This is a genomic window from Catenulispora sp. EB89 (assembly GCF_041261445.1).
In the GTDB taxonomy this organism is placed as follows: domain Bacteria; phylum Actinomycetota; class Actinomycetes; order Streptomycetales; family Catenulisporaceae; genus Catenulispora.
On sequence record NZ_JBGCCU010000011.1, the window covers coordinates 235,868 to 259,505 of the forward strand.

Below are 23,638 nucleotides of genomic sequence, written 5' to 3' on the forward strand. Positions count from 1 at the left end.
AGCAGCCGGCGAGCGCGCCAGGTCAGCCCGGCCCGACGGTGCCGGTCTGGGTCAGCCGCCCCTCGGTGATCTGACCATTGCTGACCAGGTAGAAGCCGTCGTAGACCTTGGCCGAGCCGTCGTCCTGCAAGGCTTCGAGGTGTATGTCGACCGTGTTGCCCTGTTCGCCGGTGATGGTCAGCACGTCGTGGGCCGTACCGGCGAAACCTGCTGCGAACGCGCTGTACGTGAAGCCGAGGTTGTCGCCTCCCAAGTTCCATGCGGTGGCGTAGTCCTGTGCGTTGATCGCTGCGTAGAACGCCGAGACCACCGCCGCCGGGTCCTGGGCCGTCGGCGTCGGTGTCGGTGTCGGCGTGACCACAGGAACAGCGGGAGTCGGCGTGGCCGAGGGAGTCACCGTGACGGTGCTCGTCGAGGGAGGTGCCTGCGTTGAGGTCGGAGAGGTTGAGGTCGGGGAGGGTGAATTGCTCGGCGGAGTCGCCGGACTGGCCGTCGCCGAAGCACACCCTCCGGCAGCGCACCCCACCGCCACCACCAGTGCGATGGCCCGGGCTCGCATAGCGTCGCCACCTCTTGTCGTCTCCCTCCATCCTCCGCCCGCGAGCGGCTGTGCGCACCCCGACGTAGTTACTTGTTAGTGAGTAGTAACATGCCTGCATGGCACCCCCATCACCGCCGAAGATGACCGCCGATGAGCGCCGCGCGCAGATCCTCGGCATCGCCGCCGAGGAGTTCGCGCTCGGTGGGTTGCACGGCACTTCGACCGAGACCATCGCGCGTCGGGCCGGGATCACGCAGGCCTATGTGTTCCGGTTGTTCGGGTCGAAGAAGAACCTCTTCATCCAGGTGGTGCGATCAGCGTTCGAACAGCTCACCGGGGCCATGCGCGAGGCGGCCGGGGACCGCGGCGGGCTGGAGGCGCTGTCGGCGATGGGTGAGACGTACAACGGGCTGCTCGCCGACCGGACCGCGCTCCTGCTCCAGTTGCAGGGCTTCGCGGCCGCGAGCGAGCCGGAGGTGCGGGACGCCGTGCGCGAGAGCTTCGGCGGGATGTGGCGGCTGGTCGCCGACACCACGGGGCTGGATCCGGTGACGGTCAAGACGTTCCTGGCGTTCGGCATGCTGCTCAACAACGGTGCGGCGCTGGAGGTGCGCGAGGTCGAGGAGCCGTGGGCGCTCGGGGTGCGGACCCGGATCCAGCCGGGACTGTTCACGCACATCACCAGCGAGACCAACCGATGACCGCCGCCGCACCGATAGCAGCCGGCCCGCCGACCCCGGGCTCCGGCTCCGGCTCCGGCTCCGGCTCCGGCTCCGGCTCCGGCTCCGGCTCCGGCTCCGGCTCCGGCGAACCATCCCCCGCCACCCCGCTTCCGCGCGCGCTGCTGCTGATCGGCGTGGTCATGGCCGTCGTCGGCAGCGTCGGCGGCCCGCTGATCACCAGCGTCGCGACCACGCTGCACGTCTCGCTCGCGGCGGCACAGTGGACGCTCACCGTCTCTCTCCTCACCGGCGCCGTGGCCACCCCGGTCCTGGGCCGCCTCGGCTCCGGCGCGCGCCGCCGCCCCGTCGTGCTGGCGACGCTCGGCGTGATCGTGGCCGGCAGTGTCCTGACGGTGCTGCCGCTCCCCCTCGGGCCGCTGCTGGTCGGACGCGCGGCGCAGGGGTGCGGGCTGGCCCTGGGTCCGCTGATGATGGCCTCGGCGCGCGAGCACCTCGACCAGGCCAGGGCCGCCTCGACCATCGCGATGATCTCGGTCGCCTCCACGGCCGGGGTCGGCTTCGGCTATCCGCTGGCGGGCTACCTCACCGACGTCGGCGGCATCCGCCTCGCCTACGCCGCCGCGCTCGGCCTGTCGGTCGTGGCGCTGCTCGTCGCGGTCCGCTTCTTCCCCGCCTCGCGGCAGCCTGTCGCCCCGGCGCCGGACGCGACGGCCAGCGGCCTGCTCACCGCCGGCGTCCTGGTGCTGCTGCTGGTCCTCGGCGAGGCGAGTCTGTGGCAGGACCATCTGCCGCTGGCGGTCGGGGGCGTCGTCGCGGCGTTGCTGCTGCTCGCCGCTTGGACGCTGCGCGAGCGCGCGCTCAGCACGCCGCTGGTGGACCTGCGCCTGCTGCGGCATCGCGCGGTGGCCGGGGCGAACGCGGCGATGCTCGTGGCCGGCGTCGGATGTACCTGCTGCTGTCGTGCATCACGCGCTACGTGCAGACGCCGCGCGTCGCAGGGTACGGCTTCGGCCTGAGCACGTTCACCGCGGGCCTGTTCCTCGTCCCGTTCTCGGTCGTCGGCTTCGTCGCCGGCCGCCTGAGCCCGCAGCTGCGCAAGCATCTGTCGGCGCCGGCGCTGGTCACCGCCGCGACCGCGGTCGTGATCGCCGCGTTCGCGCTGTTCGCGGTGGCCCGCGGCACGATCGCCGGCCCGCTGGTATCGATGACGCTGCTCGGTCTCGGCGTCGGCGCGTTCTCGGCGGCCATGCCCGCGGTAATCCTGGAGGTGACCCCGGCGCAGGAGACGGCGAGCGCCATGGGCGTCAACCAGGTGGTCCGCAGCATCGGCTTCTCGCTCGGCAGCACCCTGAGCGCCCTGCTGCTGGCCGCGCACACCCCGACCGGTGCGCTGTTCCCCGCCGACGGCGGCTTCACCACGACGGCATGGATCGGCGCCGCCATCACCGCGCTCGCGCTGGGCATCAGCTTCACGCTGCGCCCGCGAGCCGCGGCGACGACGGCGCCGTAGGTCAGTTCGTCCGACAAGCGGAGGCTAAGCAGACTGCTTAAGCAGTCGCCTCCGCAACCCCCTGCGTCGGTCCGCCGTCCGGAACCTCGACAGCGTCAGCCGCCGCAACCGCCTCCGGCGCGACGCCACGCTTCAGCCCGACAAAGGCCACGATCGCGGCCGCCGCCATGATCCCGGCCATCGCGTAGAAGATCGTCGCGGTCGACTGCGCGAAGGCCACCTTGTAGAAGTGCGGGATCTGCGACAGGTCCGGCGCGCCGTTGCCCGACGAGCCACTGCCCGAAGACCCGCTGGAAGATCCGCTGTTCTGCATCTGCGCCAGCCCGGCCGCCAGGTGGTCGGCGACGCCGCGTGGCGTGCCCTGCGCGACCAGCTGGTTACTGACGTTGGTCCGCATTCGCGACACCAACGTCGTCCCCAGCACCGCCAGCCCCAGGCTCGCCGCGTAGTTCCGGATCGTCTGGGTGATACCGGTGGCCTCGCCGTAGGAGTAGCGCCCGGCCTGGTTCACCGCGTCGGTGCTGGCCGGGGAGAGCATGAAGCCCATGCCGGCGCCGGCCAGGACGATGAACCACTGCTGCTTGCCGAAGTCCAGCGTGGTGACCTTCTGGGCCCACAGGAAGAAGCCCACGGCGGCCAGCACACAGCCCATGGTGACCGGCCGCTTGGCGCCGACCCGGTCGAGCATGCGGCCGCCGATCTGGGTGGCGATGGCGAAGCCGATGAAGAAGTAGAGCAGGAACACGCCGGCGTCCTTGGCCTGCTTGCCGAGCGAGATCTGCGCGTACTCGCTGGAGAACAGGAACAGCGGGACGAACACCAGCATCGAGATGCCCAGGACCAGGTTCTCGACCAGGAAGGTCCGGTTGCGGAAGATGTCCATGTCGATCAGCGGCGAGTCGGTCTTGCGCTGGACCCGGTAGAACACCAGCAGCAGAGCCAGGCCGGCGGCGATGCAGATCCCGATCGCCGGGTTGCTCCACCCCCACAGCGGGGCCTGCTGGAAGCCGAAGACGCCCAGCACGATGCCGCCGGTGATCAGCGCCAGCCCGCGGTAGTCCATCTTGGCCGGGCGGAAGTCGGTGACCGGCTTGGACAGCGCGATCAGCAGGATCGCCACGGCCGCGACCGGCAGGTTGACCCAGAAGATCGCGCGCCAGGTCCACTGCGTCAGGAAGCCGCCCATGATCGGGCCGATCGCGGTCAGCGCGCCGGAGATGCCGAAGAAGGTGGCCAGGGCCTTGCCGCGCTCGCGCACCTCGTAGGTCTGCACGACGATGGCCAGCGCCGCCGGGAACATGATCGCGCCGCCCAGCCCCTGCAGCGCGCGGAAGGTGATGAGCCAGGCCTCGGCCAGCGAGCCCTTGGGCGTGGCGCCGCACATCGCCGAGGCGGCGGCGAAGATGATGACGCCGAGCGTCACCATGCGGCGGTGGCCCAGCGTGTCGGCCAGCCGGCCGCCGAACGCGAACAGCGAGGCCAGGGCCAGCAGGTAGGCGTTGACCGCCCACTGCACGCCGGTCGCGGAGAGCCCGAGCTTGGTCTGGATCTCCGGCACCGCGATGGACACGATCGTCTGGTCGATGAACGTCATGGCGACCGCGAAGATCATCGCTGCCAGGACCAGATTCTTCGATCTGCCGTGGACTGGTACGGCTTCGGACATAATCCCCTCCCCTGTGAACCACTGATGACATGCCCGAACATCGATTTCCGCCACTGATATGTCCCCCGGGCGGGCAACCGCGACGCCATCATGGTGCACAGCCGCCGGTCACGCCAAGAGCGCGTCCCGCCGGGACAGCAGGAAGGTCCGCTCGCTGGCGTTGCCGGCCCGCTCCGCGGCGAGCTCGTACTCGGCGACGGCCTCCGCGGCGCGGCCGGCCCGGCGCAGCAGGTCGGCGCGGACCGCGTGGTAGGGCCCGTATTCGGCCAGCGGCTCGGCGAGGTCGTCGACTACGTCCAGAGCTGCGGCGACGCTGTCGGCCTCGGCCAGCGCGACGGCCCGGTTGAGGGCGACGACCGGGGTCGGTTCGACGGCCAGGAGGGTGCCGTAGAGAGCGAGGATCTGGCCCCAGTCGGTGTGTTCGGCGTCGGGGGCGTCGCTGTGCACTGCGTTGATCGCGGCCTGGAGCTGGTAGGGGCCGGGCTGTCCGCGGCGCAGGCAGACCCGGACCAGGTCCTGGCCCTCGGCGATCAGGTCCCGGTTCCAGAGCGCGCGATCCTGGTCGGCGAGCAGCACCAGTTCGCCGTCGGGGCCGACCCGCGCCGGGCGGCGGGCCTCGGTGAGCAGGAGCAGCGCGAGCAGGCCGACGGCCTCGGGCTCGTCCGGCATCAGCTCGGTGAGCAGCCGGGCCAGGCGGATCGCCTCGGCGCACAGGTCGGCGCGGACCAGGTTCTCGCCGGAGGTGGCCGAGTGGCCCTCGGTGAAGATCAGGTAGACGACCGAGAGGACGGCGCGCAGCCGGTCCGGCAGCTCGGCCTCCGACGGGATCCGGTACGGGATGTGCGCGGCGCGGATCTTGCCTTTGGCGCGGACCAGGCGCTGGGACATGGTCTGCTCGCTGACCAGGAAGGCGCGGGCGATCTCGGCGGTGGTCAGGCCGCCGAGCAGGCGCAGGGTCAGGGCCACCCGGGCCGGGGCGGACAGGGCCGGGTGGCAGCAGGTGAAGATGAGGCGAAGGCGGTCGTCGCGCACCGGGTCCTCCGGTTCGGCGTCGGTTTCGCGGTGGGTTTCGAGATCGGTGGTGCCGGCGGCGGCGTCGAGGCCGGCGGCGTGCAGGAGCGCCGCCTGGGCGTAGTGGTCGGCGCGGCGGGCCTCGCGGCGCAGGCGGTCGATGGCGCGGTTGCGGGCGGTGGTGATGATCCAGCCGGCCGGGGACGCGGGCAGGCCGTCTTCCGGCCAGCGTTGCAGTGCGGTGGTGAAGGCCTCCTGGACCGCTTCCTCGGCGAGGTCGATGTCGCCGAGGGAGCGGACCAGGACGGCCACCGCGCGGCCGTACTCGGCGCGGAAGACGGCTTCGATGCCGGCCTTGTCGGTGTTGTTCACGCTGTCTGTGCCATCCGTGCTGTTCACGTTGTCCGTGCCCCGTGTCACGTCAACCCAGGAACGGCCGGACTTCGACCGGCAGCCCGACCGCACGCGTCAGCTTCGCGGCCCAGCCCAGCGCTTCGTCGAGGTCGGGAGCGTCGATGATCTTGATGCCGCCGAGGTGCTCCTTGCTGTCGACGAACGGCCCGTCGGTGATCATGACCTCGCCGGCCCCGGGCCGGAGCACGGTCGCCGTGCTCGCCGGATGCAGTCCCCCGTCGAACACCCAGGAGCCGACCGCCCGCAGCTCGACGTTCAGCGCTTCGAGATCGCGGTTGATCTCGGCCAGGCGTTCGGCGGAGGGCAGCGGGCCGTCGGGCTGGAAGATGGAGAGCAGGTAGCGGGTCATGGTCGCCTCCTCAGGCTTCGTGGGCCGGCTCGTGGGCCGGCTCGTAGTTCGCGATGATCACACCGGTCCCGGTGCGGACCGAGTCCACGAGCCGCAGCTTGCCGAACTCGGCGCCGTCGAACAGGCGCAGGCCGGTGCCCAGCACCAGCGGATGGATCAGCAGGACGTAGCGGTCCACCAGGCCCGCGGCGGCCAGGGTGCGGACCAGCTGACCGCTGCCGAGGATCGCGATGGCACCGTCGACGGTGTCGCGCAGCTTCGCGACCGCCTTCGGGACGTCGCCGGCGCCGGGCACCAGGGTCGAGTTCACCCACGGCAGGGGTTCGGTGAGCGTGCTGGACACCACGTACTTCTGCACCTTGTTCAGCTTCTCGGTGAACGGGTTGCCGTCGGTCTGCTTCGGCCAGTGCGCGGCCAGGGCCTCGTAGGTGCGGCGCCCGAACAGCATCACTCCCGGCCGCGCCATGCCCTTGGCCATCTCCGCACCCATGATCTGGTCAGCGTAGGGGGCGGCCCAGCCTCCGTGCGGGAAGCCGCCGCGCGGGTCTTCGTCGGCGCGGCCCGGGGCCTGCATGACGCCGTCGAGGGTGAGGCTCTCGGTGACCACGATCTCGGCCATGACGTTCTCCTTCGTGCTTCGGGTGGATCGTTCTCACCCTCTACACGAACGGGGATGCCGGAAACAGACACGGTGCCGTGAAAAGATCGCGGCCCGATTAGGCTGGCGCCATGATCCGCCCCGCCGCCCCCGCCGACGTCCCGACCATCCGCGCGCTGATCGCCGCCCTCGCCGACTACGAGCGCGAGCCGGAGGCCGCCAAGGCCACCGAGGAGCAGCTGTACGCGGCCCTGTTCGCCGAGCACCCGGCGGTGTTCGCGCTGATCGCCGAGGACGACGCCGGTACGGCGGTCGGCTTCGCGATGTACTTCCTGAACTTCTCCACCTGGAACGGCACCCACGGCATCTACCTGGAGGACCTGTTCGTGCGTCCCGAGGCGCGCGGCGGCGGGTACGGGAGCGCGCTGCTGCGCGAGCTGGCGCGGATCGCGGTGGAACGCGGGTACAGCCGCGTGGAGTGGAGCGTGTTGGACTGGAACGAGCCGTCGATCGGGTTCTACAAGGCGCTCGGGGCGGTCGCCATGGACGAGTGGACCACGATGCGGTTGACCGGGGACGCGCTGGTGGCTTTCGGGTCCTGAGCGCTAGACCCGCAAGTCTTTGGCCATGATCGCGCACACCGTCTCGTAGCGCCGGATCGTGCCGTCGGGCGCCTCCTCGTCCCAGGAGTCGGGGCGGACGTCGAACACGACGTAGCCCAGCCGCTCGTAGAGCGCCCGCGCCCGCGGATTCTCCTGCTCGACGCCGAGTTCGGCACGGACCAGGCCACGCCGGCGGATGCGGTCCTCGGCGGCCTCGATCAGGGCGGTACCGAGGCCGCAGGACTGGAGCGCGGGCATCGTCGCGAGCTGATGGATCGAGCCGGCGCCGGGGGCGAGCTCGTAGTCGATACCGCCGATCGCCAGCGGGAGGTCGGACTTGGCGGCACACACCGCGAGGTAGTCGGCGACGCCCGCCGCCGCACGATCCAGCTCGTTCTCCACGACGAGCAGATGCAGCGCGGAGCCGGACCAAGCAATGTGCGGGAGGTCCGTGTGGGTCAGATCCCGGACATGGATGGGGATGTCAATTTCGGCAGACATCTGGGCAGTTCATCACACCCACCCCCGCCCCCGCGCCTCCATTCCCGCCTGGAACCGCGTCGTGGCGTCCAGGCTCCGCATCAAGGCCTGCACCCGCCGCTGCGTGGTCCGGAAGCTCCAGCCCAGCGCGCGGGCGATGGCCTCGTCGGTCTGGCCGGAGGCCAGCAGCAGGAGCAAGGTGCGGGTGGCCTCGTCGGGGCCGGCGCCGGTGGTACCCGGTATCGGGAGCGCCAGGCGCCATTCGGCCTCGAACAGCGCGATCAGCGCGTCAAGGAGCGACGACGGGTGGATCACGTACGCCGTCGTCAGCGCCTCCTCCGGGTCCCGGATCGGGATCAGGGCCTGGCGGTCGTCGCTGATCACCATCTTGATCGGCAGGGTCGGGCGGGTGCGGGCGTGCTCGCCGAAGGTCTGCGACGGCTTGATGTCCTCGGTGAGACGGCCGGGCCAGGCCAGGGCGGCGCGGGTGTAGATGACGCGGTAGTTCAGGCCGGAGCGGGCCCGGCGGGCGGCGTTGTCGTGGTTGGTGCCGGGGGCGTCGAGGTAGGGCGGGCGGTCGAAGCCGCGGATCTGGTGGCGGGCCTCGGTCTGCAGGTGGTCGAAGCGGCGGCTGATCTCCTCGTGGCCGCGGACCACCTCCACCGACAGGGAGGGGTCGGTGTAGCGGGCCGCCTCGCGGTAGCTGTCCATGAGCTCGTTCATCAAGGACCTGACGCGCACCAGTTCCTGCTCCGCGCGTCCCACCAGGGAGCCGATGGCGATGTCCGGGGCTGAGGCGAACCACACCGCCGCGCGGCCCGGGGCGCGACTGGCCAGTCCCTCGGCGGTCAATCGGTCCAGGGCGCCGCGGACTTTGGCCGGCGGCAGGCCGGTCAGCTCCGCCAGGCGCGCCGCCCCGGACTCCGGATGCTCAACGAGCGCTGAGTAGACGGTGCCGCACGGTTCCGGGAGGCCTACTGATTCCAGCACGTCAGCCCCCTTGTCCGCGGCTCTGGCGTAATCACGCCAGGTGGCGAGAATACGCCCCGCTGGCCTTCTTGTGCCATGCCCCCGCGCGCTGCCAGTTTGTTCCCACCGTTCATTGACTGAAGCGTGTACTGAAGCGTGTGAGGAACCGAATGCACAATCCCCGTTCACCCCGGCCCACCGCCGCAAGAAGTCGAATACGCCTGATCACGGCCCTGATCGCGGGCACCACGCTGGCCGCCGGCACCCTCGGCACCATCGGCACGGCGAGCGCCGACTCGTCCGCCCCGACCGTGCCGGGGCGAACCCCCGCCGCCTTCGGCCCGCAGGGCTCCGTCACCTCCGCCGGGGCCTCAGCGTTCGGCGAAACCTGGAAGGCCTCGGACCATCCGGCGCCGGCCGGGAGCTCGGCCACCGCCGGCGGCCACGCCGTGAGCAGCATGATCAGCTCCAGCACGCCGATCCCGGCCGCGCTCGTCGCCGCCGCCAAGACCGACGCCGCCGCGACCGGGCCCAAGCGGCTGGCCCTGGCGAACACCTCGGGCCTGCCGTCGAACTACGGCATCTCCTCCTCGCTGGAGAGCTGGATGAACTCCGGCGGCGTGGACGCCCTCGGCGCCTACAGCGACCTGCAGACCCGCTACGGCAAGCTCCCCGGCCAGGGCGAGATCATCACCAACGTCTGCGTCGGCGACCTCACCGACGCCTCGATGGCCGCCGCCGGCGACGGCTACGTCAAGCAGTTCGGCCCGACCACCGTCGTCTCCGGCGGCCAGCGCTACCTGGATCTGCCGTCCATGCCGCTGATCCCCACCTACGTCAGCGACACCGCCGGGCACCTGGACCCGCTGGGCTCCACCGAGAACCAGGACCCGACCAACGGCGAGATCATGTTGGACTTCAGCGTGATGGCCCCGCTGCCGCACCAGAACCAGCGTCCGGAGAACACCGGCAGCGGCTACACCGACCTGCTCGGCGTGGCGCCCGGCGCGAAGTACCGCCTGGTGGTGCCCGCCAGCCCGACCCCGGACCAGATCCGGGTGGCGCTGCTGGCCGCCGCGCGCCAGAGCCCGCGGCCGAACGTGATCAACGCCAGCCTCGGCTTCGGCACCGACAGCCAGGGCTTCCCCGGCCGTTACCTGGAGGACGACCCGGCGATCCAGGCCACGATCACGCAGATCGTGCACCAGTACGGCATCACGGTCTCCATCGCCGCCAACGACGGCACCCGCCTGTTCACCCCGACCGCGGTCGGCCCGGACGGCGGCAGCACCCCCACCGACGTGGCGCACTCGGCGCATCAGGCCACGACCATCGACGACGACTCGATGTCCACCACGCCGAGCGAGGTGCCGGACAGCGGCGCCATCGCGGCCGGCGGCAGCACCACCGACGACACGCTGGCGGCCGGCACCGCGGGCCCGGCGACGGTGGCCGAGACCCGGATCACCGGCAGCGGCGACTTCTCCTCCGGCTTCGGCTCGCGCATCGACCTGTCGGCGCCCAGCGACAACATCCCGGCGTTCTCGCACGCCGTGGGCCAGTCGGCGCAGAGCGTCGACGTGAGCCTGACCGGCGGCACCTCCGCCTCGGCCCCGGAGATCGCGGCCGCCGCGGCCGTGGTCGACGGCACCGCGAAGCTGACCGGCCGGACCCTGACGCCGCAGCAGATCAGGGATCTGCTGGTGGACACCGCGCGCAAGGTGGCCACGCCGGCCCAGATCGACCGGACCCTGAACGTCGGCCCGCAGGTGGACCTCACCGCGGCGGTCGAGCGGCTGCTGCCGGGCTCGCACCGGGATGACGCCGGCTCCGCCGCGAGCGCCCCCGGCAACGGCACCACCGACGTCGCGGGCAGCAGCACGGATGCCGCCGGCGCCGTCGACGCCAAGCACGGCGCCACCCAGATCGTCCGGCTCGGCGTCCAGCACCACGTGCTGCTGGGCCAGGAGGGCGGCGAGTTCCTGGAGAGCACCGACCCCGGCTCGATCGACCTGGCCGGACCGGCCGACATCCGCGGCCAGAACACCGGCGAGGGCCTGGTCGGCCCGCTCACGTTCGCCGCGGACGTGGTGAACGCCGGGCAGGGCGCGCGCTACCGTCTGACCGTCGGATCCCAGCACTTCGACTCCGACACCCCGGCCATCCGGATCACCCCGACCCAGCTGCTGACCGCCGCCGGGCTGCCCGTGGTCTCCACGACGCCGCGCACCGTCTCGGTCCGCTTCGACGTGCTCTCCCACGGCCGGACGACCGCGACGATCTCGCAGTCGCTGACGCTCAGCGCCACCGACGGCACCTTCCTGGAAGCGCCCGCGCCGACCGCCCCGGCGACCGTCGCGGCGGGCCAGGACGTGACAGTGCACTACGACCTGACCGGCGTGCGCAACGTCAAGAACCCGACGCTGGCGGTCTCGACCGTCGGCCACTGGAGCCCGGTGCTCGCGCCGCTCTACAACAACGCGTGGACCACGCCGCTCACCGGCACCTCCGGCGACGTGAAGATCCCCGCCTCGGTGTTCGCCTCCGGCGGCGGCATCTACGGCGTCACGCTCATCCAGGACTACTCGAACGCGAACTACCCGATCTACGGCGAGTCCGCGCCGATCCGGGTCGCGGGCTTCACCGCCGACCGCCGTCCGGACGCGCCGACGCTGACCGCCGGCGGCCGCCACGGCGCCGCTGACGCGTCCCAGGCCACTGACGGATCCGACGCCAAGGCCGTCTTCGGCCACCAGGCGGAGGTCTCCCGCAAGGCCCCGACGTTCAGCCTGCGGTACTCGGTGGACTCGGTGCCCGGCGCGGCCGGGGCGATGCTGGAGATCTCCTCCGGCGCGCCGACGCTGTGGAACTCGCTCAACACCTTCACCGCGATGAACGGCACCGCCCGGGACGGCGACGGCTTCGACGCCGGCTCGCTGGTCTACCAGCGGCTCCCCGGACGCTCCGGGACCGTGACGCTGGACGCGCTCAAGCTCGGCCTGGCCACGTCCTCGCAGTACAACGTGCGCGTGGTGCCGATCGGCTGGGACGGCAAGGCGGCCGGGCAGGCGTCGCCGTCCTCGAACCTGACCGTGGATGACGGGCTGCCGCCGGCCGGCGGGCAGGTCGTGGACTTCGCGGCCAAGGGCGCGGACTCGGTCGCCCTGGTGACCGACACCTCCGACGCCGGCGAGTCGGTGCGGCACTACAACCCGGCGACCGGGACGTACGGATCGGTCATCACCTCGGACACCACCCAGGCCGGGCCCTACGCCATCATCGGCGTGGACGACTCGGCGCACCGCGTGGTCCTGATGCACATCCTGGGCCAGGACTCGTACCAGCTCGAAGTGCGCAACCTGGCCGACGGCTCGCTGGTCGGCACACCGCAGGTCGTGCAGAACACGCCGGGGCTGGTCATGGGCGGCCGGGTAGACTCCACGCTGCACCAGGCCTGGGTGCTGCAGTGGGCGAAGTCGGACTACCACGACGAGCTGCTGAGCGTGAACGTCGGCACCGGCGCGGCGGGCACCCCGATCGAGCCCGACGCCGCGGTCAAGGCGACCCGCGCGTACTACAACGGCATCGACGTCGACGCGAGCACCGGCACCGTCCAGCTCGCGCACCTCGCCAACAGCGCCCTGTGCTTCGGCGGCGCGGCGAACGCGGTGATCAACGTCAGCGAGGCCACCGGAGCAGTCACCGCCGGCACCGGCTTCACCCCGAAGTGCGGCACCAGCTTCGCCTCGGCGCAGGACGGTTCGAAGGCCACGCTGCTGAACTACGCCAGCTTCAGCGTCAACTTCCTGAGCCACACCACGCTGAACCAGGTCGACGAGAAGACCCTCGCCACCACCGGCGGCGGCACGCTGCGCCAGCAGATGGCCGGCCCGGTGGCCGTGGACAGCGCGCACCACGTGGCGCTGATCGCCTACGCCAGCCCGCAGCCGCTGTCGATCTTCGGACACCCGGGCGGGGTCCTGACCGACAGCAACTCGCGCAGCCAGATCGACGTGGTGGACACCGACACGGGCAAGGTGCTGAAGACCCTGTCCTCGTTCGAGTTCACGCACGGCTTCGGCGGCCCGCTGGCGTTCACCGCCGAGCCGAACGTCCAGATCGATCCGGCGACGCGGACCGGGTTCACCTACGGGCCGGGATGGAGCCAGATCGAGCAGTTCAGCTACTGATCGGGCGCTGATCGGGCGCTGATCGGGCGCTGATCGGGCGCTGATCGAATGGCGCAGATCGGGCGCTAATCGAATACCGGTAACCCACCGCCGCCTCGTCGGACTGCTCTCCGGAGCAGCTCGGCGGGGCGGCGTCTGCTTTGCCGCCCGCGATCAGACCTTCAGCACGATCTTGCCCTGGGTGCGCCCGGACTCGATGAGCTCGTGCGCCTTGGCGGCGTCGTCCAGCGGCACCTCGTGTTCGACGTACGGCCGGAGCTTCCCGGCGTCCACGAGCGCCGCGAGGTGTTCCAGGCCCGGGTAGTCGGGCTCGACAGTCACGCCCGCGAAGCGGCGGCCGGCCTCGATCGTCGCGGCGCGCAGCTCCATGTCGGTGCGGTCCACAATCGTCACCAGCAGGCCCCCGGGCCGCAGCACCTCGATGGACTGCCGTCCGACCGGCCCGCCGACGGTGTCCAGCACGACGTCCACGTCGCGCACGGCCCGGGTGACGTCGACCGCGCGGTAGTCCACGACCTCGTCGGCGCCGAGGCCGAGCACGAAGTCGCGCTTGGCGGCGCTGGCGGTGGCGAGCACGTACGCGCCGCGGGCCTTGGCGATCTGCACCGCCAGGTGCCCGACCCCGCCGCCGCCGGCGTGGATCAGGACCCGGTCGCCGGCGGCGACGGCGGCGGTGTCGGCGAGCGCCTGCCAGGCGGTGAGGCCGGCCAGCGGGAGCGCGGCGGCGTGGACGTGGTCGAGGGCGGCGGGCTTGCGGGCCAGCTGGCGGGAGGGGACGGCGACGTACTCGGCGTAGCCGTTGCCGGCGCGCGGGAAGAACGGCATGCCGTAGACCTCGTCGCCGACCGCGAAGCGGGTCACGCCGGGGACGGCTTCTTCCACGACGCCTGAGACGTCCCAGCCCAGGACGAACGGCGGCTGCCCGAGCATCGGGAAGGCTCCGGAGCGGACCATGGCGTCGACGGGGTTGACGCCGGAGGCGTGCACCCGCACCAGGACCTCGGAGGGCAGCGGGGTGGGCTTGGGCAGGTCGACGGTGTGCAGGACGCTCGGGTCGCCGAAGGAGTCCTGGGTGACAGCGCGCATGGGAAGTCCTTCCACGCTTTCTGTAGTGGTCGATACAGAAGGACCGTACCACATTCTCTAGCGATCGCTATAGAATGGGTCCGTGAGCACAGCGACGAGTACGGCGAACACCGCGACCACGGCAACCGCCAAGGGCCGCCCCCGCGGCTTCGACCGCGACCAGGCACTGGAAGCGGCGCTGATGGAGTTCTGGCGGCACGGGTACGAGGCCACGTCCATCTCCACCCTCACCAAGGCGATGGGGATCAACCCGCCGAGCCTCTACGCGGCCTTCGGCGACAAGCGGAAGCTGTTCAGCGCCGCGGTACAGCGCTACGCGGAGACGCACGGCGACTACGGCACCCGGGCGCTCGGGCAGCCGACCGCGCGCGGGGTGGTGGAAACGATGCTGCGACTGGCGGCCACGGAGTACACCGCCGCCGACCACCCCCCGGGCTGCCTGGTGATCGACGCCGCGACCAACACCTCCGACGCCTCCCAGGACGTCGCCGAGGAACTGCGCGGCTACCGCGAGGACACCAAGCAGGCCATCGCCGACCGCATCACCGCCGACGTGGCGGCCGGCGCGCTGCCGCCGACAACCGACGCGCCAGCGCTGGCAACGTTCTACGCGGCGGTGATTCAGGGCATGTCGACGCAGGCTCGGGACGGCGCCAGCGAGGCGGACTTGCAGCGGGTGGCGGATGTGGCGCTGGCGGCTTGGCCTGCTTGAGGGCTATGCCTCCGGCTTGACTGCTTGAGGACTAGACCGCGCGCGCCGCGGCCCGGATAACATCCAGCACGAAGTCAGGGTGCGACAGCATCGGCACGTGGCTGCTGACCACCTCGTGCGTCGAGGCGCCCATGCGCTTGGCGACGAAGCGTTCCAGGTCGGGATTCACGGTCTGGTCCTCGGCGGCCACGATGTACCAGGTCGGCTTGGTCCGCCACGCCGTCCCCGGCACCTTCTCGGTGAACAACTCGGCCGGCGGGGCCGCGTGCGTCGCCCACACCACCTTCTGCTCCGCCTCCGGCAGGTCGCCGGCGAAGCAGCGCACGCCGTCGGGCTTCATCCAGACCCGGCCGTCGGCGACCTCGACGTGCTGGAAGACCTCGGTGGTCGCGAAGCCGTCCTGGAGACTCTGCGACGTCTCGTCCTCATCGGGTGCCAGGGCCGCGATGTAGACCAGTCCCACGACCCGGTCGTCCACCCCGGCGGCGGTGATGACCGAGCCGCCGTAGGAGTGGCCTACCAGGATCGCCGGGCTCGACACCCGGCCGAGGGTCTTCTTGACCAGGTCGACGTCGTCGGCCAGCGAGCCCAGGGTGTTCTGCGCGGCGATGACCTCGTACCCCTCGGCCTGGAGCACGGGGATCACCTTGCTGAAGCTGGACCCGTCGGCCCAGATCCCGTGGACGAACACGATGCTCGGCTTCGGCTTGTCAGGCATGGTCAGCTCCTTCGGATCGGGGGGCCCGGAACACTGCGGAACGTAGCAGCTCGGGCACTCCTTGATGCTTGCAGCGCGCGGCGGGGCGGGCACTCACCTGTTCACGTGAGGCGGCCATTCGTGCGAGCGGCGCGGCTGGTGTTCGGCCGCCGCTCGCACGTTGCGGCGGCTCGTGCGCGGCCATTGTTCGTGCGAAGCCGCGCCCGGATCCGCCGAGTTCCCCTCCCCCGTCCCAGAACCCTGCTACCTTCGTTCTTGAAAACAGTTATCATCACCAACAACGGAGCACCAGCATCATGAAGATCGCGTTCGTGGGCAAGGGCGGCAGTGGCAAGACCACGTTGTCCGCGCTCTTCGCCCGACAGTTGGCCGCTGATGGGGCCGAGGTCGTCGCTGTGGATGCCGACATCAATCAGCACCTTGGCGTGGCGTTGGGCCTGAGTGAGCGCGAGGCGGCTGCGGTGCCGTCGCTTGGTGCGCGGTTGGCGGAGGCCAAGGAGTTCCTGCGGGGGGACAATCCGCGGATCGGGTCCGGGGCCGAGATGGTGAAGACCACGCCAGCCGGGCGGGGGTCGCGGTTGTTGCGGGTGGGTGGCGATGATCCGTTCCATGGCGAGTGGAGTGTAGCCGTCGCGGCGAATCTGCGGTTGGTGGCCAGTGGGCCGTTCGGGGAGGACGACCTGGGTGTCGCCTGCTACCACTCCAAGACCGGGGCCGTCGAGCTCTATCTGAACCACCTGGTCGACGTGGCCGGGGAGTATGTGGTCGTCGACATGACCGCCGGGGCCGACTGCTTCGCCTCGGGCCTGTTCACGCGCTTCGATCTCACGTTCCTGGTCGCCGAGCCGACGATGCGCGGGGTCTCCGTCTATCGCCAGTACCGGGACTACGCCGACGGGTACGACGTCGCGCTGGCCGTCGTCGGCAACAAGGTCACCGGGCCGGGGGATGTGGATTTCCTGCGCGAGCACGTCGGCGCCGACCTGCTCGCCTGCTTCGGCGCCTCCGGCTACGTGCGCGCCGCCGAGCAGGGACGGTTCGCGCCGCTGGACGCGCTGGAGTCCGAGCACCGCGACGTGCTGCGGACGCTGGCGAGCGCTGCGGAGGCCCGCACCAAGGACTGGACCCGGTTCCAGCAGCAGGCGATCGACTTCCACCTGCGCAACGCCCGTGCCTGGGCCGACAAGGCCACCGGCACCGATCTGTCCGCGCAGGTCGACCCCGAGTTCGTGCACGGCCCGCACGCGTTGTCGGCCGTGTCCGCGTGATACACCGACCGGACTAAGAGCACTGAGCGCTCAGCCCGCACCAAGAAAAGAACAGAAAGGTGGACCCCTGATGTCCCTGGACGTCTCCCCGCAGCTCCTCGCCCAGGCCGAGGCCGGCGACGTGGACCCGGCAGCGTTCCTCGACACCGTCCGCACCTCGCTCCCCTATGCCTACGCGATGGTCGCCGATCTCGCACAGGACCTGAAGTCCGGCACCGCCGAGTTCGCCGACAACCAGGTGCCGCCGCCGTCCGAGGCCGAGCGCGGCCAGTTGCTGCGCGCGCTGGCCAGCGACGCCATCCGCGGCAGCCTGGAGCGGCATTTCGAGATCAAGCTCGCGTTCCAGAACTGCCACCGCGTCGCCGCGTTCCGGCCCGGCGCCGAGAGCACGCGGACGTATACGAAGTTCACCTCGCAGCGCGCGCAGCTGCTGAACCAGTCCCCGGAGTTCCGGGACTGCTGAGGACCGCTGAGGACCGCTGAGGACCGCTGAGGACCGCTGAGGACCGCCAGCCAAACAAAAGACACGAGCGCGGCACCAAAAAAACCGCTGGTCCCGGCCCAGAAACTCCCGGGTCGGGACCAGCGGCCTATTCAGCCCACGCGGCCCACGAGGCCGCCGGGGCTACTACCCCTCAGCCACCGCGAACACGTGCATCGCCGTGGTGTTGCTGCTGACGCCCGAGGCCACGTTCGGGAACGTGATCGAGGCCAGCGTCTTCGTCGCGTCCACCGGCACGGTCGTGGAGAACACGAACATCTGGATCGACTGCGAGCTGCCGGAATCGCTGTTCCGGTAGGGCATCGTCGCGATCGCGGCGTCCGTGGTGTCCGCGCCACTGGCCCAGTCGTTGAACGTCAGCGTCTGGGTGGTGGAGGTGCCGTCGGTGTAGGTCAGGGTGATCGGCCCGGAGGACCCGCCGTTGGTGGACGAGCCGAGCAGCCCGAGCTTGGTGGCCCCGGCCTTTCCGGTCACCAGCATGGTCTGCCCGTCGGGCAGGATGTTGTCCGCGCTGCACGCCGCGACGTTCGGCCAGGTGTAGGTCACGCCGTTCGACGTCACCGTGCCACCGGGCTTGACGCCGTTGGCGGCCAGGGCCTCAGCGGAGTAGCTGTAGCCGTCGCCGTCGAAGTTGGCGCACTTCTGGTTCGCGTCCGGCGAGGTGCCGGTGTTGCTGTAGTAGTCGGCCGGGTTGGCGGTCGGGGTCATCGGCAGCACCTGGCCGTCGGAGACCTGACCGGCGGCGTTGACCACGCTCACCGAGGCGTTCGTGCCGGCGAAGACGTGGAACATGCCGTTGGTGCCGCTCGGGGTCGGCACGGTGAAGGTGACCGCCGTGTCGCTCCAGGAGTCAACGGTGAACGTCGCGCTGTTGCCCGGCGCTCCCCAGTTGATGCCGTGGTCGCTGAAGACCACGTAGCCGGTGCCCTGCGTGGCCCCGAAGCCAGAGCCGTGCACGGTCACCTGCTGGCCGGCCGCGGCCGGGGACGGGGCGACCGAGGTGGCCACCGCGCCGGTCGGCGCGGCGGTCGAGGTGCCGACCGCGAACACGTGCAGCCGGCCCTGGTCGGTCCCGTTGGGCAGGACGACCGAGGTCAGCGTCTTGGTCGGGTCGACCGGGAACACCGTGGAGAACACGTGCGTCGCGGTGGTGTCCTTGCCGTTCGCGCAGCTGGAGCAGTCGCGGTAGGGCAGGGTCGCGGCGTCGCCGTTGCCGAAGGACGGCTTGGCCTGGCCCGCGCCGAGCGTCCAGTCGGACAGCCCGAGCCAGTACTGGGTGGTGGTGCCGTCGGAGTAGTCCAGCGTCATCACGCCCTGACTCGGTCCGCCGTCGGCCGAGCCCAGCAGACCGAGCTGCTGCGTCCCGGCGGCCGCGGACACGGTCACCTTCTGGCCGGCCGCCACGGTGTTGTCCGGGAAGCCCGGGGCCGGCAGCGGCCAGGTGTAGGTGACGCCGCCGATGGTCACCGGCTTGCCGGGGTTCAGCCCGGCCGCGGCCAGCGCCTGCTGGGAGTAGCTGTTGCCGTCGCCGTCGTAGTTCGTGACGGTGATCTGGGTGTCGTCGGCGATGCCGTTGTTGTCGAAGGTGGACAGCAGGCTGCCGGGCGCTGCCACCAGGACGGTCAGTTTCAGCGGAGGCAGAGCCTTGCCGTTGTCGGTCAGCTGGATCGGGACTGTGTAGAACGTCTGCGCCGTCGTGGCCGGGGCCTTGACGGTCAGCGTCAGCGAGCCGTGCCCGTTCGACGAGACGTGCAGGTCCCGGGCCGACTGCTTCAGGCTCAGGCCGGAGCCGGCCGGGGCCGTCGAGCTCACCGCGATGTCCTGGTGCTGCCCGAGGACGTCCTGGGCGGACACCGTCACCTTGGCGCTGCCGCCGGGGGCGACCTGGAGCTGCTGGTCGGACAGGTAGCCGATGGCCGGCTGCTGCCCGGCGCCGAACGACGGCGGGACGTCCTTCTTGCTCGCGCCCCAGCTCTTGTTCGGGGTGGAGCCGACCTTGACGTCGAGCGTCGCGCCGGTGGTGAACGCCGAGGCCGGCAGGTACGGCGAGTGCCACTGCTGGCCGTTGAGGCGCATGCTCTGGACGTAGAAGTTCTTCACCGAGTCCGCGCCGGGCGCGTTGACGGTGATGGACTTGCCGTTGCCCAGGTGGATGACTTCCAGCGGGAACTCAGGGCTGTTCAGCGCCATGTCCGCGGCGCCGGCGGCCTCCGGGTACATGCCGAGGATCGAGAAGACGCCCTGCGCCGAAGTGGTGCCCAGGTCGTCGTTGCCGCCCAGGCTGGTCTTCGGGTCGTCGGTGAAGATCTGGGTGCGGACGTCGTTCACGATCTTCTGCGCCTTCCACGGCGCGCCGGCCCAGTCGTACAGCCACGGCACACCCATGTCGGGCTCGTTGCCGAGGAACGCGTACGGCGAGGGCGGACCCTGGTCGAGCTGGGTGAAGAAGGTGTCCAGCTGCTTCTGCACCGCCGCGGCGCCGCCCATGGCCGACACCAGGCCGGAGAGGTTCCAGCCGATCTGCCAGCGGTACTGCGAGGCGTCGCCTTCCACGTAGTTGTCGGACGAGGTCAGCGTGGTCGGCAGGTAGGAGCCGCTCATCGTGCGCGGCTCCAGCAGGCCGGTGGCCGGGCTGAACAGGTTCTGCCAGTCCTGCGACCGGGTCTGCAGCGCGGCGGCGTCGGTCTTGTCGCCGAGTGCGCCGGCCAGCTGGCCCAGGGCGAAGTCGGCGGCGCCGTACTCCTCGGTCGTCGACACCGGGCCGTAGAAGTTGCAGCAGGTGTTGGCGGCGTCGGAGGGGACGTAGCCGTACTTCTCGAAGTCCGCCAGGTCGGGGCGGATGTTGTTCGGGGTGTTCGCCTCGGCCAACGCGTACTTCAGCGCGGAGGCGGTGTCGAAGTCCCGGGCGCCGAAGGCGTAGTAGTCGGCGAGCTCGCCGTCGGCCGGGTCGCCGACCATGACGTAGCTCTCGCCGTTGTTCATCGCCCACTTCGGCATCATGCCGTTGTTCTGCGCGGCGTCGTTGACGATCGACTGCGCGGCGTTGCTGGCCATCGCCGGGTCGACAATCGCCTCCAGCTGCGCCTGCGTCCGGTAGATGTCCCAGCCGGAGTAGTTCGCGACCTGGACGTGCCCGGGCTGCACGGTGTGCACCTGGTTGTCGAACCCGACGTACTGCCCGTTGGTGTCGGAGAACGTGTTCGGGTGCAGCAGCGCGTGGTACATGCCGGTGTAGAACACCTGCTGGCGCGCCGCGGTGCCGCCGCCGATCTGGATCTTGCCCAGCTCGTCGTTCCACGCCTTGACGCCGGCGTTGTGCACGGTGTCGAAGGCGAAGCCGGTCTGCTCGGCCGCCAGGTTCGCCTGCGCGTTGGCCCCGGAGGTGAACGATATGCCGACCTTGGCCTGGACCACCTGGTTGGCGGTGGTGTCGAAGGTCAGGTACAGGCCGTCGGGGCCCGCGGCCGCCGCCTTGGCCGCCAGCTTCTGCGGGGTCGCCGGCAGCTTGCCGTGGATGGTCGGCGCGGGCAGCGCGCCCGGCTTGGCCTTCGGCGTGGCGGCCTTCGTGCCACCGGGAGCCGGGCTGGGGCTCGGCGACGCGCTGGAGCTCGGGCTCGGGCTCGCCGAGGGAGCGCCCGGGCTGGCCGCCGAACTCGGGGCCTGGGTGTTCGTGCCCTGGGTGTTCGTGCTCTGCGACTTCTGCGTCGTCTTGGCCGCGGCCGGCGCCGAACCCGGCGTGACCGTGGTGCCGGTCCAGGTGCCGTGCGCGGCGATCGGCTGGTCGAAGACGATGTCGAAGTTCAGCGTGTAGGTGTTGCTCGCACCGCAGAAGTGGCCGCTGGTGACCGAGCCCTGGACCTCGTTGGGCCCGACGACCGTGGCGCTGGTGGCCGAGTCGCCGTTCTGCGAGCCGGTCAGTTTGAACAGCAGGTTGGACTGCGCGCCGGCCGGGAACGTGAAGCGCCCGATGCCCGAGCGCGCGGTCTCGGTGAGCTCGGTCTTCACCGACGACGCCCCGGCGCCGGTGCTGACCGAGTAGTAGTCGGCCGAGGCGGACTCGGCGGAGTGGCTGAACGGCGCCGAGGCGTTCGACGGGTCGCTCGGCAGCGCGCCGACCGTCGGCAGGATCGGCACGTCCCCGAACGCCCCGCAGCCCGGACCCGACATGTGCGTCAGGCTGAAGCCGGAGATGTTCGAGTCGTTGTAGTAGTAGCCGCCGCCCTCGGGGCGGTCGGGGGTGGTGTCCGGGCCCCACTGCATCATGCCGAAGGGCACGTCCGGACCCGGGAAGTCGTCGGCCTGGCCGCCGGCCCCGCCGTCGCCGGTGGCCAGGAACGGGTTCACCGCCGCCGCGGGGTTCGCGACCGGGGTGACCCCGCCGGCTCCGCCGGACGCGGCGAACGCCGTCCCGGCCGCTCCGGACAAGGCTGCTGTAACGCTTAAGGCCCCTGTCAAAACGGCGGCTCCAGCCGCCCTCGCCATCTTTCGTCGGACACTTGCACGGCGCGCCATGGGCACCGTCCCTCCACGAGTGGTCAGTTCTCGAACGGGTTCGAAGGTGACGGCGGTAACGTTAGCAAGGCTTCTGAGTTGCGACTATGGGTCCTGTGGGACACGTTTTCCTGTTAACGTTCCCATGCTGGTCAGGCCGATCAGAGGCCTCAAAACAAAGTGGTCGGAGCCGATGACGGCTCCGACCACACGTACTTCCGCGGGTTCACTACATCGCTGTATCTGACCTCTTCAGCGACCTTTTGAGCATCAGCCCCGGTATGTCTCCAAGAGTCGCAGCCAGACCTCGCCGATGGTCGGGTAGGCGGGCACGACGTGCCACAGCCGGCGTACCGGGATCTCGGCCGCCACCGCCATCGCCGCTGAGTGCACGAGCTCTGCGACCCCGGGCCCGACGAACGTGACCCCGACCAGCACCTCCCGGTCCAGGTCAACAACAGCGCGCGCCTGCCCCCGGTAGCCGTCGGCGTAGAGCGCGGCCCCGGCGACCTGGCCCATGTCGTAGTCGACGGCGCGCACCCGCAGCCCCTGGTCCTCGGCCTGCCGCAGGGTGATGCCGACGGCGGCGGCCTCCGGGTCGGAGAACACGACCTGGGTCACGGCGTGCAGGTCCGCGGTCGCGACGCTGCGGCCCCAGGGCTCGGTGTCCAGGACGCGGCCGAAGGCCCGGTCGCAGATCGCGCCGCCGAAGATCCGGCCCTGGTACTTGCCCTGGTGCGTGAGCAACGCGCGGTGGTTGCTGTCGCCGGCGGCGTAGAGCCACGCGCCGTCGACGCCGCGCACCAGGCCGGTGTCGTCGACCTCCAGCCAGCCGCCGGGCTTGAGGCCGACGGTGTCCAGGCCGAGGTCGCCGGTCGTAGGGCGGCGGCCGGTGGCGAACAGGACCTCGTCGGCGGTGAGGGTGCCGCCACCGGCCAGGGTGAGCTCGACCGTGCCGTCGTCGCGGCGGTGCACGGCGGTGGCGGACTCGCCGAAGCGCACGTCCACTCCGTCAGCACGCAGATTCTCCGTGACGAGCTCGCCGACGAACGGCTCCATCGCGCCCAGCAGCCGGTCGTCGCGGATCAGCATCGTGACCTCGCTGCCCAGCGCCCGCCACGCGGTCGCCATCTCCACGGCCACCACGCCGCCGCCGATCACGGCCAGCCGTCCCGGCACGTGCTTGGCGCTGGTCGCCTCGCGGCTGGTCCAGACGCCAGCCCCGGCCACACCGGGCAGGTCCGGGACGGAGGCCTGGGTCCCGGTGCACAGCGCCACGGCGTGCCGCGCGGTCAGGACACGCTCGGTGCCCTCGGGGGTGCGGACCACGACCCGCTTCTCGCCGTCGAGCCGGGCGTGCCCGCGCACCAGGCAGAGGCCCGCTTTGGCGAGCCAGTCGACCTGGCCGTCGTCCTTCCAGTTCGAGGCGAACTCGTCACGCCGGGCCAAGACCGCCGCGACGTCCAGGTCGCCGGTGACCGCCTGCCGCGCGCCGGCCACATGGCGGGCGTCGGCCACCGCGGCGACCGGCCGCAGCAGCGCCTTGCTGGGCATGCAGGCCCAGTACGAGCACTCGCCGCCGACGAGTTCGTGCTCGACGACGGCCACGCTCAGCCCGCCGGCGTGCGCCCGGTCGGCCAGGTTCTCCCCGGTCGGGCCGCCGCCCACGACGATGACGTCGAACACGTCGCCGTCGGCCGGGTCGATGGTGTCGACCTCGCCGTCGTCGCCGACGGAGGGCGCCGCGCCGTGCGGGAAAACCGGGGCGCCTTCGGCCACCATGTCCTCGGCGGCCTGCACGATGTTCTCGTCCGGGGCTTCCATGTCACTCCTCACACTGCGGGCTGC

The 23,638-nt window shown here is 71.1% G+C and carries 17 protein-coding genes and 1 pseudogene; 7 read left to right on the top strand and 11 right to left on the bottom strand.

Annotated elements, in window-relative coordinates:
- Positions 1-22: 22 nt before the first annotated feature.
- Positions 23-361: a hypothetical protein gene (locus tag ABH920_RS24485; protein ID WP_370351438.1), complete on the bottom strand. Its 339-nt coding sequence runs from the start codon at positions 359-361 to the stop codon at positions 23-25.
- 320 nt (positions 362-681) lie between these two features.
- Here ABH920_RS24485 and ABH920_RS24490 point away from each other — a divergent pair, with 320 nt between their 5' ends.
- Both ABH920_RS24490 and ABH920_RS24495 read left to right on the top strand, forming a co-directional pair.
- Positions 682-1,242: a TetR/AcrR family transcriptional regulator gene (locus ABH920_RS24490; protein ID WP_370351502.1), complete on the top strand. Its 561-nt coding sequence runs from the start codon at positions 682-684 to the stop codon at positions 1,240-1,242.
- 161 nt (positions 1,243-1,403) lie between these two features.
- Positions 1,404-2,734, top strand: a pseudogene (locus ABH920_RS24495) (MFS transporter).
- Between the two features lie 37 nt (positions 2,735-2,771).
- Here ABH920_RS24495 and ABH920_RS24500 read toward each other — a convergent pair.
- The 4 genes from ABH920_RS24500 to ABH920_RS24515 form a co-directional block, all read right to left on the bottom strand.
- Positions 2,772-4,400, bottom strand: coding sequence for an MFS transporter (locus ABH920_RS24500; protein ID WP_370351439.1), 1,629 nt, complete (start codon positions 4,398-4,400; stop codon positions 2,772-2,774).
- A 108-nt stretch (positions 4,401-4,508) separates the two neighbouring features.
- The gene (locus ABH920_RS24505) at positions 4,509-5,810 is read right to left on the bottom strand and encodes an RNA polymerase sigma factor (RefSeq protein ID WP_370351440.1); all 1,302 of its coding nucleotides are present in this window, start codon (positions 5,808-5,810) and stop codon (positions 4,509-4,511) included.
- A gap of 22 nt (positions 5,811-5,832) precedes the next feature.
- On the bottom strand, positions 5,833-6,174 hold the full coding sequence (locus tag ABH920_RS24510) for a YciI family protein (RefSeq protein ID WP_370351441.1): 342 nt from the start codon (positions 6,172-6,174) through the stop codon (positions 5,833-5,835).
- A gap of 10 nt (positions 6,175-6,184) precedes the next feature.
- Positions 6,185-6,793 (bottom strand): dihydrofolate reductase family protein, encoded by a 609-nt coding sequence (locus ABH920_RS24515; protein WP_370351442.1) that lies wholly within the window; start codon positions 6,791-6,793, stop codon positions 6,185-6,187.
- 110 nt (positions 6,794-6,903) lie between these two features.
- Between ABH920_RS24515 and ABH920_RS24520 the strand changes: the two genes are divergently transcribed.
- On the top strand, positions 6,904-7,374 hold the full coding sequence (locus ABH920_RS24520) for an N-acetyltransferase family protein (protein ID WP_370351443.1): 471 nt from the start codon (positions 6,904-6,906) through the stop codon (positions 7,372-7,374).
- Between the two features lie 3 nt (positions 7,375-7,377).
- On the opposite strand, the gene ABH920_RS24525 is transcribed toward ABH920_RS24520, so the two are convergent.
- Together ABH920_RS24525 and ABH920_RS24530 are read right to left on the bottom strand one after the other, a co-directional pair.
- Entirely contained in the window at positions 7,378-7,875 is a 498-nt protein-coding gene (locus ABH920_RS24525; protein ID WP_370351444.1) for a GNAT family N-acetyltransferase, read from the bottom strand.
- Positions 7,876-7,887: 12 nt separating this feature from the next.
- Positions 7,888-8,844 (bottom strand): helix-turn-helix domain-containing protein, encoded by a 957-nt coding sequence (locus tag ABH920_RS24530; protein ID WP_370351445.1) that lies wholly within the window; start codon positions 8,842-8,844, stop codon positions 7,888-7,890.
- Positions 8,845-8,993: 149 nt separating this feature from the next.
- Here ABH920_RS24530 and ABH920_RS24535 point away from each other — a divergent pair, with 149 nt between their 5' ends.
- A complete protein-coding gene (locus ABH920_RS24535) occupies positions 8,994-13,013 on the top strand; it encodes a peptidase S8 (RefSeq protein WP_370351446.1) in 4,020 nt (1,339 codons plus the stop codon).
- Between the two features lie 153 nt (positions 13,014-13,166).
- Here the strand turns inward: ABH920_RS24535 and ABH920_RS24540 are convergent, their stop codons facing one another.
- Complete coding sequence (locus tag ABH920_RS24540; protein WP_370351447.1) at positions 13,167-14,099, bottom strand: NADP-dependent oxidoreductase; 933 nt, start codon at positions 14,097-14,099, stop codon at positions 13,167-13,169.
- Between the two features lie 82 nt (positions 14,100-14,181).
- Between ABH920_RS24540 and ABH920_RS24545 the strand changes: the two genes are divergently transcribed.
- On the top strand, positions 14,182-14,811 hold the full coding sequence (locus ABH920_RS24545; protein WP_370351448.1) for a TetR/AcrR family transcriptional regulator: 630 nt from the start codon (positions 14,182-14,184) through the stop codon (positions 14,809-14,811).
- Positions 14,812-14,842: 31 nt separating this feature from the next.
- Here ABH920_RS24545 and ABH920_RS24550 read toward each other — a convergent pair whose 3' ends face one another.
- Positions 14,843-15,529 carry an alpha/beta fold hydrolase gene (locus ABH920_RS24550; RefSeq protein ID WP_370351449.1) on the bottom strand — a complete coding sequence of 229 codons (687 nt, stop codon included), beginning with the start codon at positions 15,527-15,529 and terminating at the stop codon, positions 14,843-14,845.
- Between the two features lie 296 nt (positions 15,530-15,825).
- On the opposite strand from ABH920_RS24550, the gene ABH920_RS24555 reads away from it, so the two are divergent.
- Positions 15,826-16,797, top strand: a complete 972-nt coding sequence (locus tag ABH920_RS24555) for an ATP-binding protein (RefSeq protein ID WP_370351450.1) — start codon at positions 15,826-15,828, stop codon at positions 16,795-16,797.
- A gap of 70 nt (positions 16,798-16,867) precedes the next feature.
- On the top strand, positions 16,868-17,260 hold the full coding sequence (locus tag ABH920_RS24560; protein WP_370351451.1) for an SCO5389 family protein: 393 nt from the start codon (positions 16,868-16,870) through the stop codon (positions 17,258-17,260).
- 165 nt (positions 17,261-17,425) lie between these two features.
- Here the strand turns inward: ABH920_RS24560 and ABH920_RS24565 are convergent, their stop codons facing one another.
- Both ABH920_RS24565 and ABH920_RS24570 read right to left on the bottom strand, forming a co-directional pair.
- Positions 17,426-21,724 carry a GH92 family glycosyl hydrolase gene (locus ABH920_RS24565; RefSeq protein ID WP_370351452.1) on the bottom strand — a complete coding sequence of 1,433 codons (4,299 nt, stop codon included), beginning with the start codon at positions 21,722-21,724 and terminating at the stop codon, positions 17,426-17,428.
- Between the two features lie 336 nt (positions 21,725-22,060).
- On the bottom strand, positions 22,061-23,614 hold the full coding sequence (locus ABH920_RS24570; RefSeq protein WP_370351453.1) for an FAD-dependent oxidoreductase: 1,554 nt from the start codon (positions 23,612-23,614) through the stop codon (positions 22,061-22,063).
- Positions 23,615-23,638 lie beyond the last annotated feature (24 nt).

What these genes read in the sequence shown, in the direction of transcription:
- ABH920_RS24490 (WP_370351502.1), top strand. Translation starts at nt 682, where the DNA reads ATGACCGCCGATGAGCGCCGCGCGCAGATCCTCGGCATCGCCGCCGAG.
- ABH920_RS24500 (WP_370351439.1), bottom strand. Translation starts at nt 4,400, where the DNA reads ATGTCCGAAGCCGTACCAGTCCACGGCAGATCGAAGAATCTGGTCCTG.
- ABH920_RS24510 (WP_370351441.1), bottom strand. Translation starts at nt 6,174, where the DNA reads ATGACCCGCTACCTGCTCTCCATCTTCCAGCCCGACGGCCCGCTGCCC.
- ABH920_RS24515 (WP_370351442.1), bottom strand. Translation starts at nt 6,793, where the DNA reads ATGGCCGAGATCGTGGTCACCGAGAGCCTCACCCTCGACGGCGTCATG.
- ABH920_RS24520 (WP_370351443.1), top strand. Translation starts at nt 6,904, where the DNA reads ATGATCCGCCCCGCCGCCCCCGCCGACGTCCCGACCATCCGCGCGCTG.
- ABH920_RS24525 (WP_370351444.1), bottom strand. Translation starts at nt 7,875, where the DNA reads ATGTCTGCCGAAATTGACATCCCCATCCATGTCCGGGATCTGACCCAC.
- ABH920_RS24535 (WP_370351446.1), top strand. Translation starts at nt 8,994, where the DNA reads ATGCACAATCCCCGTTCACCCCGGCCCACCGCCGCAAGAAGTCGAATA.
- ABH920_RS24540 (WP_370351447.1), bottom strand. Translation starts at nt 14,099, where the DNA reads ATGCGCGCTGTCACCCAGGACTCCTTCGGCGACCCGAGCGTCCTGCAC.
- ABH920_RS24550 (WP_370351449.1), bottom strand. Translation starts at nt 15,529, where the DNA reads ATGCCTGACAAGCCGAAGCCGAGCATCGTGTTCGTCCACGGGATCTGG.
- ABH920_RS24555 (WP_370351450.1), top strand. Translation starts at nt 15,826, where the DNA reads ATGAAGATCGCGTTCGTGGGCAAGGGCGGCAGTGGCAAGACCACGTTG.
- ABH920_RS24560 (WP_370351451.1), top strand. Translation starts at nt 16,868, where the DNA reads ATGTCCCTGGACGTCTCCCCGCAGCTCCTCGCCCAGGCCGAGGCCGGC.
- ABH920_RS24570 (WP_370351453.1), bottom strand. Translation starts at nt 23,614, where the DNA reads ATGGAAGCCCCGGACGAGAACATCGTGCAGGCCGCCGAGGACATGGTG.